This is a genomic window from Huaxiibacter chinensis, assembly GCF_022171985.1.
In the GTDB taxonomy this organism is placed as follows: Bacteria; Pseudomonadota; Gammaproteobacteria; order Enterobacterales; family Enterobacteriaceae; genus Enterobacter; species Enterobacter chinensis_A.
This window is the reverse complement of the sequence record NZ_JAJVHF010000006.1, coordinates 84,385-102,862: the sequence shown is the minus strand read 5'-3', so window position 1 is coordinate 102,862 and position 18,478 is coordinate 84,385. Positions and strand designations below refer to the sequence as shown.

Annotated in this window: 15 protein-coding genes; 7 read left to right on the top strand and 8 right to left on the bottom strand. The window is 54.7% G+C overall.

The features are described 5' to 3' along the window. Positions 1-23: 23 nt before the first annotated feature. From LZP96_RS15185 to LZP96_RS15170, 4 genes are all read right to left on the bottom strand, one after another. The gene (locus tag LZP96_RS15185; RefSeq protein ID WP_064324325.1) at positions 24-386 is read right to left on the bottom strand and encodes a YibL family ribosome-associated protein; all 363 of its coding nucleotides are present in this window, start codon (positions 384-386) and stop codon (positions 24-26) included. Between the two features lie 58 nt (positions 387-444). After that, on the bottom strand, positions 445-1,035 hold the full coding sequence (mtlR, locus tag LZP96_RS15180; RefSeq protein ID WP_064324326.1) for a mannitol operon repressor MtlR: 591 nt from the start codon (positions 1,033-1,035) through the stop codon (positions 445-447). Beyond that, a complete protein-coding gene (mtlD, locus tag LZP96_RS15175) occupies positions 1,032-2,180 on the bottom strand; it encodes a mannitol-1-phosphate 5-dehydrogenase (RefSeq protein ID WP_480070940.1) in 1,149 nt (382 codons plus the stop codon). Before mtlD ends, mtlR begins: the two co-directional genes overlap by 4 nt. Positions 2,181-2,277: 97 nt before the next feature. Further along, the gene (locus tag LZP96_RS15170) at positions 2,278-4,188 is read right to left on the bottom strand and encodes a PTS mannitol transporter subunit IICBA (RefSeq protein WP_258926148.1); all 1,911 of its coding nucleotides are present in this window, start codon (positions 4,186-4,188) and stop codon (positions 2,278-2,280) included. Between the two features lie 660 nt (positions 4,189-4,848). On the opposite strand from LZP96_RS15170, the gene LZP96_RS15165 reads away from it, so the two are divergent. The 5 genes from LZP96_RS15165 to selB all read left to right on the top strand — a co-directional run bounded on the left by LZP96_RS15165 (position 4,849) and on the right by selB (position 10,568). Beyond that, a complete protein-coding gene (locus LZP96_RS15165) occupies positions 4,849-5,205 on the top strand; it encodes a DUF3302 domain-containing protein (RefSeq protein ID WP_258926147.1) in 357 nt (118 codons plus the stop codon). A 2-nt stretch (positions 5,206-5,207) separates the two neighbouring features. After that, the gene (locus tag LZP96_RS15160; protein ID WP_258926146.1) at positions 5,208-6,344 is read left to right on the top strand and encodes an HlyD family secretion protein; all 1,137 of its coding nucleotides are present in this window, start codon (positions 5,208-5,210) and stop codon (positions 6,342-6,344) included. 61 nt (positions 6,345-6,405) lie between these two features. Beyond that, positions 6,406-7,014 (top strand): glutathione S-transferase, encoded by a 609-nt coding sequence (locus tag LZP96_RS15155; RefSeq protein ID WP_258926145.1) that lies wholly within the window; start codon positions 6,406-6,408, stop codon positions 7,012-7,014. Between the two features lie 315 nt (positions 7,015-7,329). After that, the gene (gene selA, locus LZP96_RS15150) at positions 7,330-8,718 is read left to right on the top strand and encodes an L-seryl-tRNA(Sec) selenium transferase (RefSeq protein WP_258926144.1); all 1,389 of its coding nucleotides are present in this window, start codon (positions 7,330-7,332) and stop codon (positions 8,716-8,718) included. Then, the gene (gene selB, locus LZP96_RS15145; RefSeq protein WP_258926143.1) at positions 8,715-10,568 is read left to right on the top strand and encodes a selenocysteine-specific translation elongation factor; all 1,854 of its coding nucleotides are present in this window, start codon (positions 8,715-8,717) and stop codon (positions 10,566-10,568) included. The genes selA and selB overlap by 4 nt, the downstream gene beginning before the upstream one ends. A 1-nt stretch (position 10,569) precedes the next feature. Here the strand turns inward: selB and LZP96_RS15140 are convergent, their stop codons facing one another. Further along, positions 10,570-11,454: an ROK family protein gene (locus tag LZP96_RS15140; RefSeq protein WP_258926169.1), complete on the bottom strand. Its 885-nt coding sequence runs from the start codon at positions 11,452-11,454 to the stop codon at positions 10,570-10,572. Between the two features lie 164 nt (positions 11,455-11,618). Between LZP96_RS15140 and aldB the strand changes: the two genes are divergently transcribed. Next, positions 11,619-13,157, top strand: a complete 1,539-nt coding sequence (gene aldB, locus LZP96_RS15135) for an aldehyde dehydrogenase AldB (RefSeq protein WP_258926142.1) — start codon at positions 11,619-11,621, stop codon at positions 13,155-13,157. Here the strand turns inward: aldB and LZP96_RS15130 are convergent. After that, entirely contained in the window at positions 13,127-14,116 is a 990-nt protein-coding gene (locus LZP96_RS15130) for a LysR family transcriptional regulator (protein ID WP_258926141.1), read from the bottom strand. The genes aldB and LZP96_RS15130 overlap by 31 nt on opposite strands. Before the next feature lie 119 nt (positions 14,117-14,235). Between LZP96_RS15130 and LZP96_RS15125 the strand changes: the two genes are divergently transcribed. Beyond that, positions 14,236-14,976 (top strand): MipA/OmpV family protein, encoded by a 741-nt coding sequence (locus LZP96_RS15125; RefSeq protein WP_258926140.1) that lies wholly within the window; start codon positions 14,236-14,238, stop codon positions 14,974-14,976. A gap of 120 nt (positions 14,977-15,096) precedes the next feature. Here LZP96_RS15125 and LZP96_RS15120 read toward each other — a convergent pair whose 3' ends face one another. Continuing rightward, on the bottom strand, positions 15,097-17,052 hold the full coding sequence (locus LZP96_RS15120; protein WP_258926139.1) for a glycoside hydrolase family 127 protein: 1,956 nt from the start codon (positions 17,050-17,052) through the stop codon (positions 15,097-15,099). A gap of 10 nt (positions 17,053-17,062) precedes the next feature. Next, positions 17,063-18,463 carry an MFS transporter gene (locus LZP96_RS15115; protein ID WP_064324339.1) on the bottom strand — a complete coding sequence of 467 codons (1,401 nt, stop codon included), beginning with the start codon at positions 18,461-18,463 and terminating at the stop codon, positions 17,063-17,065. Positions 18,464-18,478 lie beyond the last annotated feature (15 nt).

Below are 18,478 nucleotides of genomic sequence, written 5' to 3'. Positions count from 1 at the left end.
AAATTTACTTTAAGTTAAATTATTCAGAATGCCGTCTTACAAAAGCCCGTCATCTCTTTCAGGCCCATTTCACGGCCAAGTTCGGTCATTGGATGAACGACCACCAGGCCACGGACGCTTTTCTTCAGCTTACCCATGTCGGCTTGTTCTTTTTTAGTGATCGCTCGACGATGCGGCATGTCCATCAGCTTCTGGGCTTCTTTGCTCAGCTTATGGCCTTTAACGGCGCGCAGGCGCTCGATTTCGGCTTCCAGGGTGGCAACCTCTTTCTCAAGCTCGGCGAACTTATCGGCAGACTCCACTAAGGACAGACCCGCTTGCTGATGGCGGATCAAATCCAGGCGGTCGCTCAGGCGTTTAATTTCGTTTTTTTCGACTTCTTTCATCACATATAGCTCTAAAATCGGGGGAATTACAGGGAAGGATACACCAATGCGCGCTGTCTTACTTCTGAAACGCTTTTTTTAAGCTGATTCGGGAAATCAGCTCAGTCAGGGAAAGGACCATGGTGGAACGCACAACTTGCTGATACCTCAGCTTTTGCATCGCATGAAGCTCGGGATCGCTTTTATCAAAATTCGGTGCAGGCGGCAGGGCGCTTACGCAGTGAAGTTCGCCAAAGGGGCCGAGTATCTCGTCATCGGTAAACGCGTACTCATTGCCATCATGATTAAGCTCTTCCCGCAGGGCCATCAGCAGTTCAGCATCTTCATATTCGTGACGGCTGAGTACGCCAAGGCCGTAGATCAACTTCAGACGCACAGAGAGATCGCCCAGCGGTCCGTCGCCGTCCAGTAACGGTTCTACAGCATATTTTACCGCGTAGTCGTCTTTGCGAAACACCTGAAGCACCAGAATATTGACCGCCTCGGTTAATAGCTCCACGGCGGTGATCAGGAAACTTCGTACGGTTTTGCCAGCATTCAGACGCTCAAGCACACGATTTTCAAAGGCCTGGGTTTGTTCCATTATTGCCTGCATATCTGACAATCTGTTGTTCGGGCGCAGGATGACCTGCGCCGTATTCTGCATCATTTAGTGGCGTTGTATGCGTTAACCGCCTCCGCAACCACGTCACTGTTCGCCTCGAGCCCTGAAATCTGCGCCAGCGCGGCCTGCGGACCCTGCGCGTCAATCAGCTGCGCCAGCTCCTGTGCCTGTGGATCCTGCTCGCTGCGATAGTGCATCGCGGCGGCAATCCCTTTTACCAGGTTGGCGTGCGGCAAGCTGTATTCCAGCGTACCCAACAGCGGTTTGATCAGACGGTCGCCCGCGCTCAGTTTACGCAAAGGCTGACGGCCAACGCGCTCAACGTCATCTTTCAGATACGGGTTTTCAAAACGACCGAGGATTTTCTGAATATATGCCGCGTGTTTTTCGGCATCAAAACCGTAGCGTTTAATCAGTACCGCGCCGCTCTCGTCCATCGCCCCTTTTACCACCGCACGGATTTTCTCATCGAGAATCGCGTCACGAATGGTCTGATGACCGGCTAATTTTCCGAGGTACGCGGTTATAGCATGCCCGGTGTTCAGCGTGAAGAGTTTGCGTTCGACAAAGGCCATCAGGTTATCGGTTAATTCCATCCCCGGAATAGTGGGCAGCGTGCCTTTAAACTGGGTTTTATCAACAATCCACTCGCTGAAGGTTTCTACGGTCACTTCCAGCGGATCGTGGGTCGCGGATTCTGACGGCGGAACGATACGGTCAACGGCGGAATCGACAAACCCGACGTGTGCTTCCACCCAGGCTTTGTCTTCGTCGGCAACAGCGGCGAGTACGTGCCCTTTCAGCTGCGTGGTGCCGCGCACCATGTTCTCGCAGGCGATGATGTTCAGAGGGGCTTCATTCCCCTGTGCTTTACGTTTAGCCAGGCCTTTCGCCACGGCAGGCGCGATGCGCTCAAGAACAACCGGACCGACGGCGGTCGTGACCAGATCGACGGTGGCGATAAGATCGATGACGTCGTCGCCAATGCTGCTCACTGCGTTTACGCCAGAGACTGTTTCAACCTGTTCGTTTTCACCAACGACATGGACCTGGTAGCTATGACGGGCATTCAGGGCGTCGAGCACCACCTGGTTCACATCGGCGAATGTCAGCGTAATGCCCGCGTCTGCCAGCAGTTTGCCGATAAAGCCACGACCGATATTACCTGCGCCAAAATGTAATGCTTTCATCGTATTAACCTTCATCAATGTTTGTACCCGAGAGGGCTGGGGTGAGGCATTTCCCTCACCCTAACCCTCTCCCGAAGGGAGAGGGGTCAGGACATGCTTATTTGTTCAGCAGGGCCAGTACTTCTTCCACGCTCGTGGTATTGGCCAGACGCTCAATGACCGTGTCGTCATCCAGGGCGTTGGTCAGGCTGGTAATCACCTGAATATGCTCGTTGTTACGGGCAGCGATACCAATCACCAGACGGGCGATGTCGTCCTCTTCTTCACCGAAGCGCACGCCGTCCGGATACTGGCAGAATACCACGCCGGTTTTCAGCACGCGGTCTTTCGCTTCAACCGTACCGTGTGGAACCGCAATTGACTCGCCCAGATAGGTCGGGGTCAGTTTTTCACGGTCCAGCATGGCCTGAACGTATTCTGGCTCAACGTAGCCGCCTTTCACCAGTTGCTCACCCGCAAAGCGAATGGCTTCTTCTTTGTGGCTTGCCGTGCGGCCCAGGAAGATGTTTTCCGCGCCGAGCCTGAACAGGTGAGCGTTGCTCTCATCAAAGCTGTCCTGCAGGCTGGAACGCACCTTCACTTCGTTAGTTTCATGGCGTTGTGCTGCCACCAGACGCTCGGTCAGGCTGGTATAGAGACCGCTGTCCAGGAAGTTGGTCAGTGAAATATGCTGCGCCTGAGGAACCTGACGCATGGCGCGCTCGGTCAGATCGCGGTGCGTAATCACCAGGTCAACATCCGGTGGCAGGTTGTTGATCGCGCTGTTGGTTACAGAGATGTTGGTCAGCCCCGCATCCTGCACTTTCTTACGCAGTACGCCTGCACCCATGGCGCTGGAACCCATACCTGCATCGCAGGCAACGATGATTTTGCGCACGTGGCTCAGGTCGTTAGAAACGTCACCCGCAGACAGCGGGGTCGCCGCGCCTTTCGATTCAGATTTCATATCCTGCATACGACGGGTCGCTGCTTCGATATCGTCTTCTTCTTTCACTTTGCTGGTTTTCAGCAGAATTGCGGAGACCACGAAGGAGACCGCCATCGCCGCACAGATAGCAGCAATGTTCGCGAAGTAAGCGCCTTTTGGCGTCATCGCCAGTACCGCCAGGATAGAGCCTGGAGAGGCAGGAGAGACCAGACCACCGCCCAGCACGCTCAGCGTGAACACGCCGGTCATACCGCCCAGGATAACGGCCACAATCAGACGTGGGTTCATCAGCACGTACGGGAAGTAAATTTCGTGGATACCGCCCAGGAAGTGAATGATTGCCGCGCCGCCAGCAGACTGTTTCGCGCTACCACGACCAAAGAACATATAGGCCAGCAGTACGCCCATACCGGGACCCGGGTTCGCTTCAATCAGGAAGAAGATAGACTTGCCGAGTTCGTGGGATTGCTGAATGCCCAGCGGTGAGAAGATACCGTGGTTAATGGCGTTGTTCAGGAACAGAATTTTTGCCGGTTCAACGAAGATAGACGCCAGCGGCAGCATGTCATGGATAACCATGAAGTTAACGCCCGCCGCCAGGGCTTTGGACAGCACTTCAACCGCAGGGCCAATGCCCATGAACGCCAGAATCGCGAGGATCATCCCGATGATGCCCGCGGAGAAGTTGTTCACCAGCATTTCAAAGCCGGATTTGATTTTGCCATCAACCCAGACGTCGAATTTCTTAATCGCCCAGCCGCCCAGAGGACCGGCAATCATGGCGCCCAGGAACATCGGCATGTCCGCACCGACGATCACGCCCATCGTAGTAATGGCACCCACCACGCCACCGCGGTCACCGCCAACCAGACGACCACCGGTAAAACCGATCAGCAGTGGCAGCAGATAAGTAATCATTGGGCCAACAAGCTTCGCCAGCGTTTCGTTTGGCATCCATCCTGTTGGAATAAATAAGGCAGTGATGATACCCCACGCGATAAACGCGCCGATATTTGGCATCACCATATTGCTGAGGAAACGACCAAAGCTTTGAACTTTGATCTTGAAATCGGATGACATAAAACACCCCTTCTTCTGGTTACGCTTAGGCTTGCGGCCCGAGGTTTATTGTTAATGCGCGGCGGCAGAGAGGTAGCCGAGCCCTGTTCTGATGCTGTGAAATCTGGCACTGAATCGTTCAACTGTCCAGACAGAGGAATTTTGTGTGATCTCCATCACGTAAATGTAGGGGGGAGGGTAATTTATAGAGTGATCTCCATCACATAAATGGCGAATAAAAAAAATACAACGGGCAAAAAACAGGCGCTTCGGCCCTTCTTTTGTGATGCGCGTCACAATTTACAAGGGCGGCTTTGTTTCTGTAATGTGACTGAATTCACAAAATATTTTTATGCGGAGTTATCTGGATGTGATTAATGTCAAACTCTGTCTTACGGCAGGGTCTGCAAGTGTTATTAATTCACATTCAATGCTAAAAAAATTCCTCCATTATGTAGTATGGCGAAAAGTCTTAACCTGCATTACGCTCAGTGTAAGATTAAGTATATTATTATTCATGTTATATTTTGACACGCTTATAAACTTGCACGCAGTTATAATAAAAAACAATACTCCACGACGCTTACGTAATAAGTGCAAGCGTTGCGCTTAAATCAAATTAATTTGGCTGCTTATCATTTTACAAAGTTAATGAGTTTACGCAGTTTATGTGAGGAAAATATGTTTCTCAATTATTTTGCCCTGGGTGTATTGATTTTTGTTTTTCTGGTTCTGTTTTACGGAATCATCGCCATCCATGATATTCCCTATAACATCGCAAAAAAACGTCAACATCCTCATGCGGATGCGATTCATACGGCGGGCTGGATTAGCCTGTTTACGTTACATGCTATCTGGCCATTTCTGTGGATCTGGGCAACCCTCTATCAGCCTGAGCGTGGCTGGGGAATGCAAAACCCTCGTCTGGAGTCAGACCGGCTTCCTGAGGTCGATGCGCTTGCCTTACGCGTCGCCGAGCTGGAAAACAAACTGGCCACGCTGCAACCGACCGCTGCCCAGAACACCCAGGAGCATTAATCATGGATTTGCTCATTATTTTGACCTATGTGGCTTTCGCCTGGGCCATTTTTAAAATATTCCGCATTCCGGTAAACCAGTGGACACTGGCAACCGCCACGTTAGGCGGAGTATTTATTGTTGCCGGGCTTATTTTATTAATGAACTACAACCATCCCTATACTTTTACGGCGCAAAAAGCGGTTATTTCCATTCCGATTACGCCGCAGGTAACGGGAATTGTTAGCGAAGTCACCGATAAAAATAATCAACTCATTAAAAAAGGCGACGTGTTATTTAAACTTGACCCTGGCCGTTATCAGGCGCGCGTCGACAGACTGAATGCTGATTTAGTCACTGCCACCCATAATATTGACGTCCTGAAAGCGCAGCTTACGGAGGCGGTCGCCAACACCAGCCGCGTGTCCGCAGAGCGTGACCGTCTGTATAAAGATTATCAACGCTATCTGAAAGGCAGCCGGGCGAAGGTTAACCCGTTCTCTGAAAGCGATATCGACAACGCGCGGCAAAATTACCTGGCGCAGGATGCCATGGTAAAAGGGTCCGTTGCAGACCAGGTACAAATTCAGAGTCAGCTGGACAGCATGGTCAACGGCGAGCAGTCGCAGATTGCTTCACTGCGTGCTCAGCTTGCAGAAGCCAAATACAATCTTGATCAGACCGTGGTGCGGGCACCGAGCAATGGTTATGTCACCCAGGTGCTCATCCGTCCGGGCACGTATGCAGCCGCACTGCCGCTGCGTCCGGTGATGGTCTTTATCCCTGAACAGAAACGTCAGATTATCGCGCAGTTCCGCCAGAACTCGTTGCTGCGTCTTAAACCGGGCGACGAAGCCGAAGTAGTGTTCAGCGCGCTGCCCGGCCAGGTGTTCGCCGGTAAGCTCACCAGCATTTTGCCGGTGGTGCCGGGAGGCTCTTATCAGGCGCAGGGTGCCCTACAGTCCCTGACGGTTACCCCGGGAACTGACGGTGTGCTGGGGACCATTGAACTGGCGCCAAATGCCGATGTTGATGCCCTGCCAGACGGCATTTATGCGCAGGTGGCGGTCTATTCCGACCACTTCTCGCACGTGTCGGTGATGCGTAAAGTTTTACTGCGCATGACCAGCTGGATGCATTACCTCTATCTCGATCACTAACGCCTGCCATTTTTCATTGTCTGATCCATACTTAGCGTTTTGAGTGTTCAAGGATCAGGCAATGAAACTTATCGGCAGCTATACCAGCCCCTTCGTGCGTAAAATTTCCGTGCTGTTGCTGGAAAAAGGCATCACCTTCGAGTTTATTAACGAGCAGCCTTACAATGCGGAAAACGGCGTGGCGCTTTATAACCCGTTAGGCAAAGTACCGGCGCTGGTCACCGATGACGGTGAGACCTGGTTTGATTCGCCCATCATTGCGGAATACATCGAACTGCTGGGCATCGCGCCGGCCATGATGCCGCGTGAGCCGAAAGCCGCGCTGGTTATTAAGCAGATTGAAGCTCTTGCCGATGGGATTATGGATGCCGCGCTGACCTCCGTTCGTGAGCAGGCGCGTCCGGTTGCACAACAATCAGAAACGGAATTGCTGCGTCAAAGAGAGAAAATCAACCGGAGCCTGGACCGATGCGAAGCGCTGATCCGCGAGGGTAAAATTGAGCCTGATGCCGTCAATCTGGCCACCATCGCCATCGCCTGCGCCATTGGCTACCTCAATTTCCGCCGCGTTGCGCCGGGCTGGTGCGTCGAACGCCCGCTGCTGGTTAAGCTGGCCGAGACGCTTTTCCAGCGGGATAGCTTCGCACGCACCGAGCCGCCAAAAGCCTAATCATTTAACTGTCTTTCTTCATTGGGTTATTTATCCAGAGCGGGTGACGCTTACCGCTCTGTACATCGTTTATTTTTTATCGCGTGTCGCTGTTATTTCTGATCACGCTGACCCAGCGGATAACAGCGTCGGCTTAATGTACTATTAAATTCAGCGGGTTAATCACTTTTAATTGCAGGTGATTTAGCGAAAATCTCCTTTGCGGGGGAGGGTTATTTTATAAATTGATCTGGATAAAGGCTCGCTGCACCTTTCAGGACTCGTACGCATCAACCTGCTAAAATAGCCGCAGTTTTCTTATTCTCAGGCAGATTTATGAAACCGGATTCCCGCTCGCTCTACCGACACCTTCCCGCTACGGACCGCTTACTGCGTGACGCGTCATTTGAACCGTTACTGAACCGGTACGGGCATACGCGCGTGGTGAATACGCTCAGAACGCTGCAAAACGACGCACGCCGGGCGATTGGTGAGGAAGGCATTCTGCCTGAATGGAACGATAACTGGGCTCAGGCGGTACAGGCACGGCTCGAACAACGGCAGGCGGGGGCGCTGCAGCCGGTGTTTAACCTTACCGGCACGGTTCTGCACACCAATCTTGGCCGTGCGCAGCAGGCCGAAGAGGCGATAGAGGCCGTCACCCAGGCGATGCGTTCGCCCGTTACCCTGGAGTACGATCTGGACGGCGCGGGACGCGGGCATCGCGATCGCGCGCTGGCCGAATTGCTTTGCCAGATCACGGGCGCGGAAGATGCCTGCATTGTGAATAACAACGCCGCTGCCGTGCTGCTGATGCTCGCGGCGACGGCGGCGGGTAAAGAGGTCGTGGTGTCGCGGGGTGAGCTGGTGGAGATTGGCGGCGCCTTTCGTATTCCCGACGTGATGCGTCAGGCCGGGTGCGTGCTGCATGAAGTCGGCACCACCAACCGCACGCATGCCAAAGATTATCGTGCCGCGGTAAATGACAATACCGCGCTGCTGATGAAAGTCCACACCAGCAATTATCAGGTTGAAGGCTTTACCAAAGCGGTGGATGAAGCCGAGCTTGCCGCGCTGGGCTGCGAACTGAACGTGCCGGTCATTGCCGATTTAGGCAGCGGTTCGCTGGTGGATCTGAGCCATTACGGTTTGCCAAAGGAGCCGATGCCACAGGAGATGATCGCCGCGGGCGTCAGCCTGGTGAGCTTTTCCGGTGACAAACTGCTGGGCGGGCCGCAGGCGGGGATTATCGTTGGCAAGCGCGACCTGATCGCGCAGTTGCAGGCTCATCCACTGAAACGTGCTCTTCGCGCCGATAAAATGACGCTCGCCGCGCTGGATGCCACGCTGCGGCTCTATCTGCACCCCGAGAAGCTGGCCGAACGTCTGCCCACGCTGCGGCTGTTGACCCGCGATGCCGACGCCATTCATGCCCAGGGCGTGCGCTTGCAGGCGCAGATTGCGCCACATTTTGCGCAGTTCGATGTTCGCGTTGAGCCGTGTCAGTCACAAATCGGCAGCGGCTCGCTGCCGGTGGACAGGCTGCCCAGCGCGGCGTTAACGTTTACGCCGAAGGACGGTCGAGGAAGCCAGCTTGAGGCCTTGTCGATGCGCTGGCGCGCGCTGCCCGCTCCTGTCATTGGTCGGATATACGACGGACGTTTATGGCTGGATCTACGCTGTCTTGAAGATGAACAGCGTTTTCTGGAGATGTTGCTGAAATGATTATTGCCACTGCGGGTCATGTCGACCACGGTAAAACCACGCTATTACAGGCGATCACGGGGATAAACGCCGATCGCCTGCCGGAAGAAAAAAAACGCGGCATGACCATCGATCTGGGCTATGCCTACTGGCCGCAGCCGGATGGACGCGTGCTGGGTTTTATCGATGTCCCCGGCCACGAAAAATTTCTCACCAATATGCTGGCAGGCGTCGGCGGTATCGATCATGCCCTGCTGGTGGTTGCCTGCGATGACGGCGTGATGGCCCAGACCCGCGAGCATCTGGCGATCCTGCAACTGACCGGCAACCCTCAACTCACCGTCGCGCTCACCAAAGCCGACCGCGTGGATGAGGCGCGTGTTGACGAGGTTCGTCACCAGATCGCCCGCGTGCTGGGCGAATATGGTTTTGACGATGCCCCCGTTTTTGTCACGGTGGCGACGGAAGGCCGCGGTATTGAGGCCCTCCGCGAACACCTCACGCAGCTCGCTTCCCGTGAGCAGGCCAGCCATCATCGCTTCCGCCTGGCAATCGATCGGGCCTTTACCGTCAAAGGGGCCGGGCTGGTGGTCACCGGCACCGCACTCAGCGGTGACGTAAACGTGGGTGACACCCTTTGGCTAACCGGGGTCAACAAACCGATGCGCGTGCGCGGCCTGCATGCGCAAAACCAACCTGCGGAACGTGCGTCTGCGGGGCAACGCATCGCCTTAAATATTGCGGGCGATGCGGAAAAAGAGCAGCTCAATCGCGGCGACTGGCTATTGGCCGATGCGCCGCCTGAGCCGTCTGAACGGGTGGTTGTCTCGCTACACACGCTCGGGGCGCTCACCCAATGGCAGCCGGTGCATATCCACCATGCTGCCAGCCACGTCACCGGCCGCGTTTCGCTGCTGGAAAACGATCTTGCGGAGCTGGTGTTCGACACGCCGCTCTGGCTGGCGGACAACGACAGACTGGTGCTGCGTGATATCTCTGCTCGCGAAACCCTGGCGGGGGCCCGTGTCGTGATGCTCAATCCGCCCCGCCGCGGCAAACGTAAACCAGACTATCTGCAATGGCTGGCGGCGCTGGCGCTGGCAAAAGGTGATGACGCCGCGCTGGCGGTACGTCTTGAGCGCGGTGCGGTAAACCTTGCTGATTTTGCCTGGGCACGCCAGCTTAATGGCGAAGGCCTACGGCAGCTGACGCAGCAGCCCGGTTTTATTCAGGCGGGAAATAGCTTACTGAGTGCCCCCGTCGCGGCGCGCTGGCAGCGTAAAGTGCTCACAACCCTGGCGACCTATCATGAACAGCATCAGGATGAACCCGGGCCGGGGCGCGAGAGATTGCGCCGCATGGCGCTGCCGATGGAAGACGATGCGCTGGTGCTGCTGTTAATCGAGCAGATGCGCGAGAGCGGCGTGATTCAAAGTCATCACGGCTGGCTGCATTTACCCGATCACAAAGCCGGATTTACGCCAGAGCAAGAGGCCATCTGGCAAAAAGCCGCGCCGCTGTTTGGCGATGAACCCTGGTGGGTGCGCGATCTGGCTCGTGAAACCGGCGCAGATGAAGCCTTAATGCGCCAGGTATTGCGGCATGCGGCGCAGCAAGGGCTGATTACCGCGATCGTGAAAGATCGTTACTATCGCAACGATCGTATTGTCACCTTCGCCAGCCTGATCCGTGAACTGGATCAGGCGCGCGGCTCCACCTGCGCGGCGGATTTCCGCGATCGTCTCAACGTCGGACGCAAGCTGGCGATTCAGATACTGGAATATTTTAATCGCATTGGCTTTACCCGCCGTCGCGGTAACGATCACCTGCTGCGTGATGCAATGCTCTTTCCGGAGACAACCAAACCCTGAATCAGGCGCGGGATGCCCATTTTTGCCGGGCCAGCCAGACTGCACCCAGCCGTCCCGCCTGATTACCTAACTCGCAGGGCATAATGGGGACGCGCAGCGCATCCCACTCTTCGAACGTTTCCAGGTGCTTTTCCATCAGGGTATATATCTTTTCCTGCTCGCTAATCCCGCCGCCAATCAGCACCGCCTGCGGATCAAACATGGATATCACGCTATATACGCCGCGTGACAGGTACAACGCCCACTCATTGATGGCCTCACGCAGATGGACGTCGCTGTTCATGCGCGTGAAGAGGGCCTCGCCGTCGGGCATATCGTCTTCTGACAGGGCGAGCGCCTTACGACAGGCCTCCATCAGCCCGCGCGCCGAGGCGACTTCATACATGCATTCGCCCTTATTCCCCACGGGAATGACGCCAAACTCACCGGCGCGGTAATGCGCGCCACGGTAGAGATCGCCTTCCGTCACAATGCCGCCGCCGATGCCGGTGCCAATCGTCATGCAGACAAAGCTCTCGTAATGGCGTCCGGCCCCGCGCCAGCGCTCGCCAAGTGCCGCGCAGTTAGCATCATTTTCAGCGATAACGGGGAGATCGGTCAGCCCGCCAAAGAGTTCATACAGATTCACCTCATCCAGGTAACTGAGGGCACCTGCTTTGGCTGCCTGGCCGGTATGGGTATTGATATGGCCGGGGAAACTGACGCCAATAGCCTGGATGTCATGGGATTTTTGCCAGGACTCCACGACCTTCTGCCATTGCTCTTTGAAGGATTCCGCGTTGTCAGGGGTATCAAACTCATCGCAATCCAGCTCGTTACCCTCATCATCAATCACGCCATGCTTAATATGGGTGCCCCCCACGTCAAATCCGATAAACAGCCCCATCGTTGTACCCTCACCCATTTCGTTAATCCTAAGTATGGCTGAGTAGCAAAAACGAAACGTAAAGTAAGGTAATCCGTGATACTTATCGTAAAGCTGTTATCAACTGGCGAGAAAAGCATCAGTCGTGACTACCCTTGTAAGACATTCACAGCAAGGAGACGGTCATGACGAATAATCCTCCCTCAACGCGTATGCAGCCCGGCGAGTATGGTTATCCCCTGAAGCTTAAGCCCCGTTATGACAACTTTATCGGCGGCGACTGGGTGGCCCCCGTCGACGGCGAATATTATTCCAACCTGACGCCCGTCACCGGCCAGCCGCTGTGTGAGATAGCCAGCTCGGGTAAAAAAGATATCGATCTGGCGCTGGATGCGGCGCATAAAGCAAAAGACAAATGGGGACAGATGTCCATTCAGGACCGGGCGGCGATATTGTTTAAAATTGCCGATCGCATGGAGCAAAATCTGGAGCTTTTGGCGGCTGCAGAGACGTGGGATAACGGTAAACCCATCCGTGAAACGACGGCGGCGGATGTGCCGCTGGCCATCGACCATTTCCGCTATTTTGCGTCCTGTATTCGTGCGCAGGAGGGCGGGATCAGCGAAGTGGACAGTGAAACCGTGGCGTATCATTTCCATGAACCACTCGGCGTGGTAGGGCAAATTATCCCGTGGAACTTCCCGCTGCTGATGGCGAGCTGGAAAATGGCCCCCGCATTAGCCGCAGGTAACTGCGTGGTGCTGAAGCCCGCACGTCTGACCCCGCTGTCTGTGCTGTTGCTGATGGAAATCATTGGCGATCTGGTGCCGCCAGGGGTGATTAACGTGGTCAACGGCGCGGGCGGTGAAATTGGCGAATATCTGGCTACCTCAAAACGTATCGCCAAAGTAGCCTTTACCGGCTCCACGGAAGTGGGCCAGCAAATTATGCAGTACGCCACGCAGAATATTATTCCGGTCACCCTGGAGCTGGGCGGTAAATCGCCGAATATCTTCTTCGCGGACGTCATGGACGAGGAAGATGCCTTCTTTGACAAAGCGCTGGAAGGCTTTGCGCTGTTTGCGTTTAACCAGGGCGAAGTCTGTACCTGTCCAAGCCGGGCGCTGGTGCAGGAGTCCATTTATGAGCGCTTTATGGAGCGTGCGATCCGCCGCGTAGAGTCCATCCGCAGCGGTAACCCGCTCGACAGCGGGACACAAATGGGGGCGCAGGTGTCACATGGACAGCTTGAAACCATCCTCAACTATATTGATATCGGTAAAAAAGAGGGCGCGGATGTGCTAACCGGGGGCCGTCGTAAACTGCTTGAGGGTGAACTGAAAGAGGGCTACTACCTCGAGCCGACCATTCTCTACGGCAAAAACGATATGCGCGTCTTCCAGGAGGAGATATTTGGCCCGGTGCTGGCGGTGACGACCTTTAAAACCATGGAAGAGGCGCTGGCGTTGGCAAACGATACGCAATACGGGCTGGGGGCGGGCGTCTGGAGCCGCAACGGTAATCTGGCGTATAAGATGGGGCGCGGTATTCAGGCCGGGCGCGTCTGGACTAACTGTTATCACGCATACCCTGCTCATGCGGCGTTCGGCGGCTATAAACAGTCGGGCATAGGCCGTGAAACCCATAAAATGATGCTGGACCATTATCAGCAAACCAAATGCTTACTGGTCAGTTATTCCGATAAGCCGCTCGGGCTGTTTTGATCCTCAGACTCAGGCCGCCCTGATGCGGCCTGAGCAATTTGCTGGCGAAGACAGTTCAGCACGCCATCCAGAACATATTGCACCCGCCACGGTTGATAATCACGTTTGCGGAATATCGCGGTTAAATTAAGCCACCACTCCTCTTCATGGGGGAAGCAAGGCACCAGCATGCCCTGGGATAACTCTTTTTTCAGGCTCTCCTTTGGCGCAAAAACGATCCCGAGGTTATTTCTTGCCAGCTCAAGGGCCGTCTGCGTATTGTCGCAGATATAGTTTCCCGTCACTTTGTAATCGCGCACTTCATCGCTGCCGTGAACGCGAAACCGCCAGATGTTGGCATCGTCAACGAGCATGGAGTCAATTAAAATACACGAGTGATTAATTAACTCTTCAGGGCCGGAAAGAGGGTGCCTGTTTAAATACTCTTTGGAAGCAAACGCGGTAATAGAGTATTTTGTCAGAACGGTAGCAACCAAATTTTCATCTTTGGGCTGGGTGTAAGTAATTAAAATATCGCAGTCGTCAGGAAACGTCACACCCTCGGAAAATTCATTACGATCGAGATTATAGGTTTTCAACGAGAGATGAATATCACCTAATTCTTCGATCTGATGAATAACATGGCGTGCCAGATAAGTGACAATACCGGTTGGGGCGTAAAGGGTGACTCTTCCACGCTTCTCATGTTTGTAGTCCGCGATAAAATTAATCAGTTGGCTATTTTTATCCAGCGTGGCATTCACGTACGGCAGGAGTGCCTCACCAAACTGAGTGAGGGCGAGCTGGCGAGTGGTGCGTTCAAAAACTTTCAGCCCCACGCGTGTTTCAAAATCAGACAGATACTTGCTCACATTGGCCTGCGCCATGCCCAACAGCGCGGCGGCATCACCGATGCTGCGTGTTGCGGCGATGACGGAAATAATCTTTAATTCACGCGGCTTTAATTGTAATTTATTCATTATGCACGCCCATCTATATGATTATATATATAATATTATATAAACTGCTTTATTGCACTGGCAAATTTGTAACCATTAGAATCGCCTCGCTTGTTTGGCGTCTAAATGGATTGCAATAAATGACTATTAAAAAGAATTTACTGATTATCACCGCGTTATTTGCGACATCATCGGCTATGGCGGGTGAGTTCTCTCTTGGGGCGGGCGCCGTATTTAATGAATCGCCTTACAAAGGGTATAATGAGACGACTTCAGCAGTGCCTTTAATTAGCTACGAAGGCGATCGTTTTTACATTCGTCAGACGACGGGCGGCTGGATTCTGTGGAAAGACGAGAAAAATGAATTAAGCTTCACCGCATCCTGGATGCCATTGCATTTTGACCCGGATAACAACGACGATCGTCAGATGAAAACCCTGGATGAACGTAAAGCCTCTGCTTTTGTGGGCGGCGCTTATTACCGCCATGAACGGTGGGGTAGCCTGAAAATTGCCGCCTCCGGCGATGCTATGGACGAAAGCGGCGGTGTGGTAGGCGAGATCTCTTACTTCCGTCCGATCCGTATGGAACGCCTGACCCTGACGCCATCCTTTGGCGTGTTTTACAGTGACGAAAGTTATAACGATTACTACTACGGCGTATCCGGTAACGAGTCCCGTCGCTCCGGCCTGAATAAATACACCGCCGGTGACAGCTGGACCCCCTATGTTGGACTCGCGGCGAAATACCAGCTGACACAAAAACTGTACCTTCATGCCAGCGCGGTTTACACGGTGCTCCCCGATGACGTGAAGAACAGCCCGATGATCGATCGTGAGGAGAGCTTTGCCCTGATGACCGGCCTGACCTGGCGTTTCTGATGGTTAACAATGCCCCCACGGAGGGGGCTGACAGATTTTAGCGCGTGAGCCACCGGACGGCGGCTTCAGCTGGCCCGGTTTAAACTCCCTCTCCCGTGGGAGAGGGGCGGGGTGAGGGCATCAGGCCTCGTCCACCCAAATCCGCATTTCGCCTTCACCCCGATTGGCCCAGCTAAACCACGGGATAAATGTCAGCGTATGGGACTCAGGTTTAACCGGCGAGCGATCGTACTGCCAGAGCGCTTGTGAACCCGCGTCTGACGCGCGATGCGCCACCCCTTGCACCTGAATCAGCATCTTGTGCGCAAATATGCCTTTTCCTTCAAAGACCCTGAATTCACTGTCAGCAGGCAGCGACAGATTATGCAGGCCGGGTCCGTTATCGGCCTCTTCCAGGCAATAAACCAGCGGACCGCGCTGGATCGCCACTTTACCCGCCTGCTGTCGGACCTGCGGATTTCCGTAAAGGCGTCGAACCGGCATCGGCAGCGTCAGGGTTAATGCATCCCCTTCCTGCCAGTTGCGGGTGAGGTAGAGATAACCACGTACCACATCACCGGTAACCGCTTCGCCGTTCAGCGTCACAGTAGGGTTTTCGCACCAGTCCGGCAGGCGCAGCGCCAGCGTGTGGGTGACCACAACCGGAGACGTAATGTTGATATTCACCTGTTCATGCCACGGATAGTTGCCGCTAATCCGTAACTGCAATGCCCGATCGCCTACCGGTATGGCAATGTCATTCCCCACGTAGAGATTGATAAACAAGGCATCCGGACGTGCGGTAAAGATATAATGACCGAGAGACGTCAGGACGCGAGCGATGTTCGGCGGGCAACAGGCGCAACCAAACCAGCGCTGGCGGATCGGTTTAACGTGGTCATAAATGTGGTTGAAGGCGAGTGATTTCGGATGAACTTCCAGCGGATTGACGTAGAAAAAGTGCTTGCCATCCAGCGCCATCCCGCCCAGTACCGTGTTGTAAAGCGCACGCTCCATCACGTCGGCATACTGGCTGTCCGCCTCCATCTCCAGCATGCGGCGGGCAAACATCATCAGACCAATCGAGGCGCAGCTTTCGGCATAAACCGTATCGTTTGGCAGATCGTAATCGCTGCTGAAGGCCTCGCCGCTGCTTTGTGAGCCGATACCGCCAGTGATATAAAGCTGGCGTTGTACCATGTTGTTCCACAGGCGCAGGCAGTCTTTACGTTTGCCTTCGTCATGACTCAAACGCGCCAGATGCGCCATGCCTGCCATCAGGTAGACGAAGCGGACCGCGTGGCCGATCGCCGTTTGCTGTTCTGAAAGGGGCTGATGCGCCTGGCTGTAGGCTTTATCTTTAACCATCCACGCCGGGCCGTAGGTATTCCAGTGCGACGTCCGGCCACGCTTCTCATATTCGATGTCATAAAAATGGGGCTGAGCGCCACGCTCTTCGATGAAATATTTCACCAGCGCCATGTAGCGTGGTTCTTGCGTGACATCGTAAAGCCGCATCAGCGCCAGTTCGATTTCCGGATGACCGGGATAGCCGTGCAGCTGATTGTCACCAGGGCCAAAGACGGCGTCGATATGGTCCGCAAGCTTACAGACAACCTCTAACAGGCGACGCTTGCCGGTGCCCTGAAAATACGCCACCCCCGCTTCAATCATATGTCCGGCGCAGTACAATTCATGGCATTCAGCCAGATTGGTCCAGCGTTCGCCGGGGGCTTTCACCGTGAAGTAGGTGTTCAGATAGCCATCTTCACACTGTGCGGCGGCCACCAGCTCAATCACGTCATCGGCGGTTTTTTCAAGCTCCGCATCCGGTTTTTGGCACAGCGACCATGCCACTGCTTCCAGCCATTTCGCCACGTCGCTGTCCTGGAATACCATGCCGTAAAACTCGCCTTCTTCCAGCCCCGCCGCAATGCGGAAATTGGTGATGGCATGGCTCGGTTCGGCCTCCGTCACGCGGTCGTTAAGCGCATCCCACTGGTAGGGGATCACCACATCGCGAACCAGACGTTGATACTGACCCAGGAACGGATCGTTGATTTTAAGCTTGTGCAGATCGGGTTCCATTATGGACATCGTGTTCTCCTCAGGACTGAACGTGACGCTGGCGCAGATCGGTTGCAATGCGCGTCATCATAGGGTTATTGAGCTTGCACCAGCGGATAGAGACCGCTAAAAGCAGGTGGAAGAGGGCAGGGAGTAATGTCTCCATGGCCGTAATGCCCTGGAGCGAGGCGGCCGTCTGGTTGCCCGCGCCAGGCTGATAAGCGACAGAGATAAAAATCAGGCTGATAATGCCCGCGCTGGAGGCCCACGCCAGCTTGATAAAGAAGAGATTAAAGGCGAAGTTCATGCCGGAAGAGCGCACGCGCGTTTTCCATTCGCCGTAGTCGTCGGCGAAGGCCATCAATGAGAAGTGCAGCGGCAGCGTAAAGCCAAGGATCACGCCGTTCGCCAGAATGACCAGCAGCCACAGCGTCTGATAGGCCGGGCCACCCGGTAAGAACCACATTCCCACCGCGAGCGCGGCCAGTACCAGATTGGTGTAGTAGTACAGTTTCACCGTATCAATACGACGCGTGAGCGGGTTCACGATGACCGCGCCCAGAATGGCGGCAAAGGTCACCATGGTGAAGAACAGCGATGTATAGGCGGTGCTGCCCTGGAGCACGTAGGTGATGAAATACATATATCCGCCGCCGCGGATGTTAAAGACGTTAATCAACAGGAACGACATCACCAGCATCAATAAAAGCTGATCGTTTTTGCGCAGGCCGGCCAGATGCTCACGCAGGGTAAAGCGGCCCATCAAGGCCAGCGGCACACGTTCGCGAACCCAGAAGAAACAGCACAGGAACATCACCACGGCGATGGCGCACAACACGCCGACCCCCAGCTGATACCCTTGCGCCACGTTGCCCTTTCCCAGGACATCTACCAGCCACGGTAACCCTACGGAGACCAGGAAACCCGCCACGCCGCACAGGACAAAACGCCAGGACTGGCAAGATATCACTTCATTGTGGCGCGTGGTCATGGTGTTGATCAGCGCGCAATAAGGCACGTTGATGGCGGTATAGCCCACGGAGAGCAGCAGGTAGGTGCCAAATGCCCAGGCAATTTTCACCCCCATGCTGGCGTCCGGGACGGTAAAGGTGAGCACGCCAATGATGCCAATCGGGAGGGCAATCCACAGCTGCCAGGGACGAAAACGCCCCCAGCGGCTTTGGGTCCGGTCCGCTATGACGCCCATGATCGGGTCGGAGACGGCGTCAAAAACGCGCAGGGCGATAAACAACGTGCCCACCAGCGCAGGAGTCAGGCCAAACACATCGGTATAGAAAAAGGTTAAAAAATTCATGATGAGACAGGTAATCACCGTCCCACCCGCGTCGCCCAGGCCGTAGCCGATTTTTTCGCGGATGGAGAGGCGGTCGTCGACGTTCTGCTGCACGACGTCAGAGCGTGTTATCGGCGTGGAAGTCATGAGGTCACTCCTCGG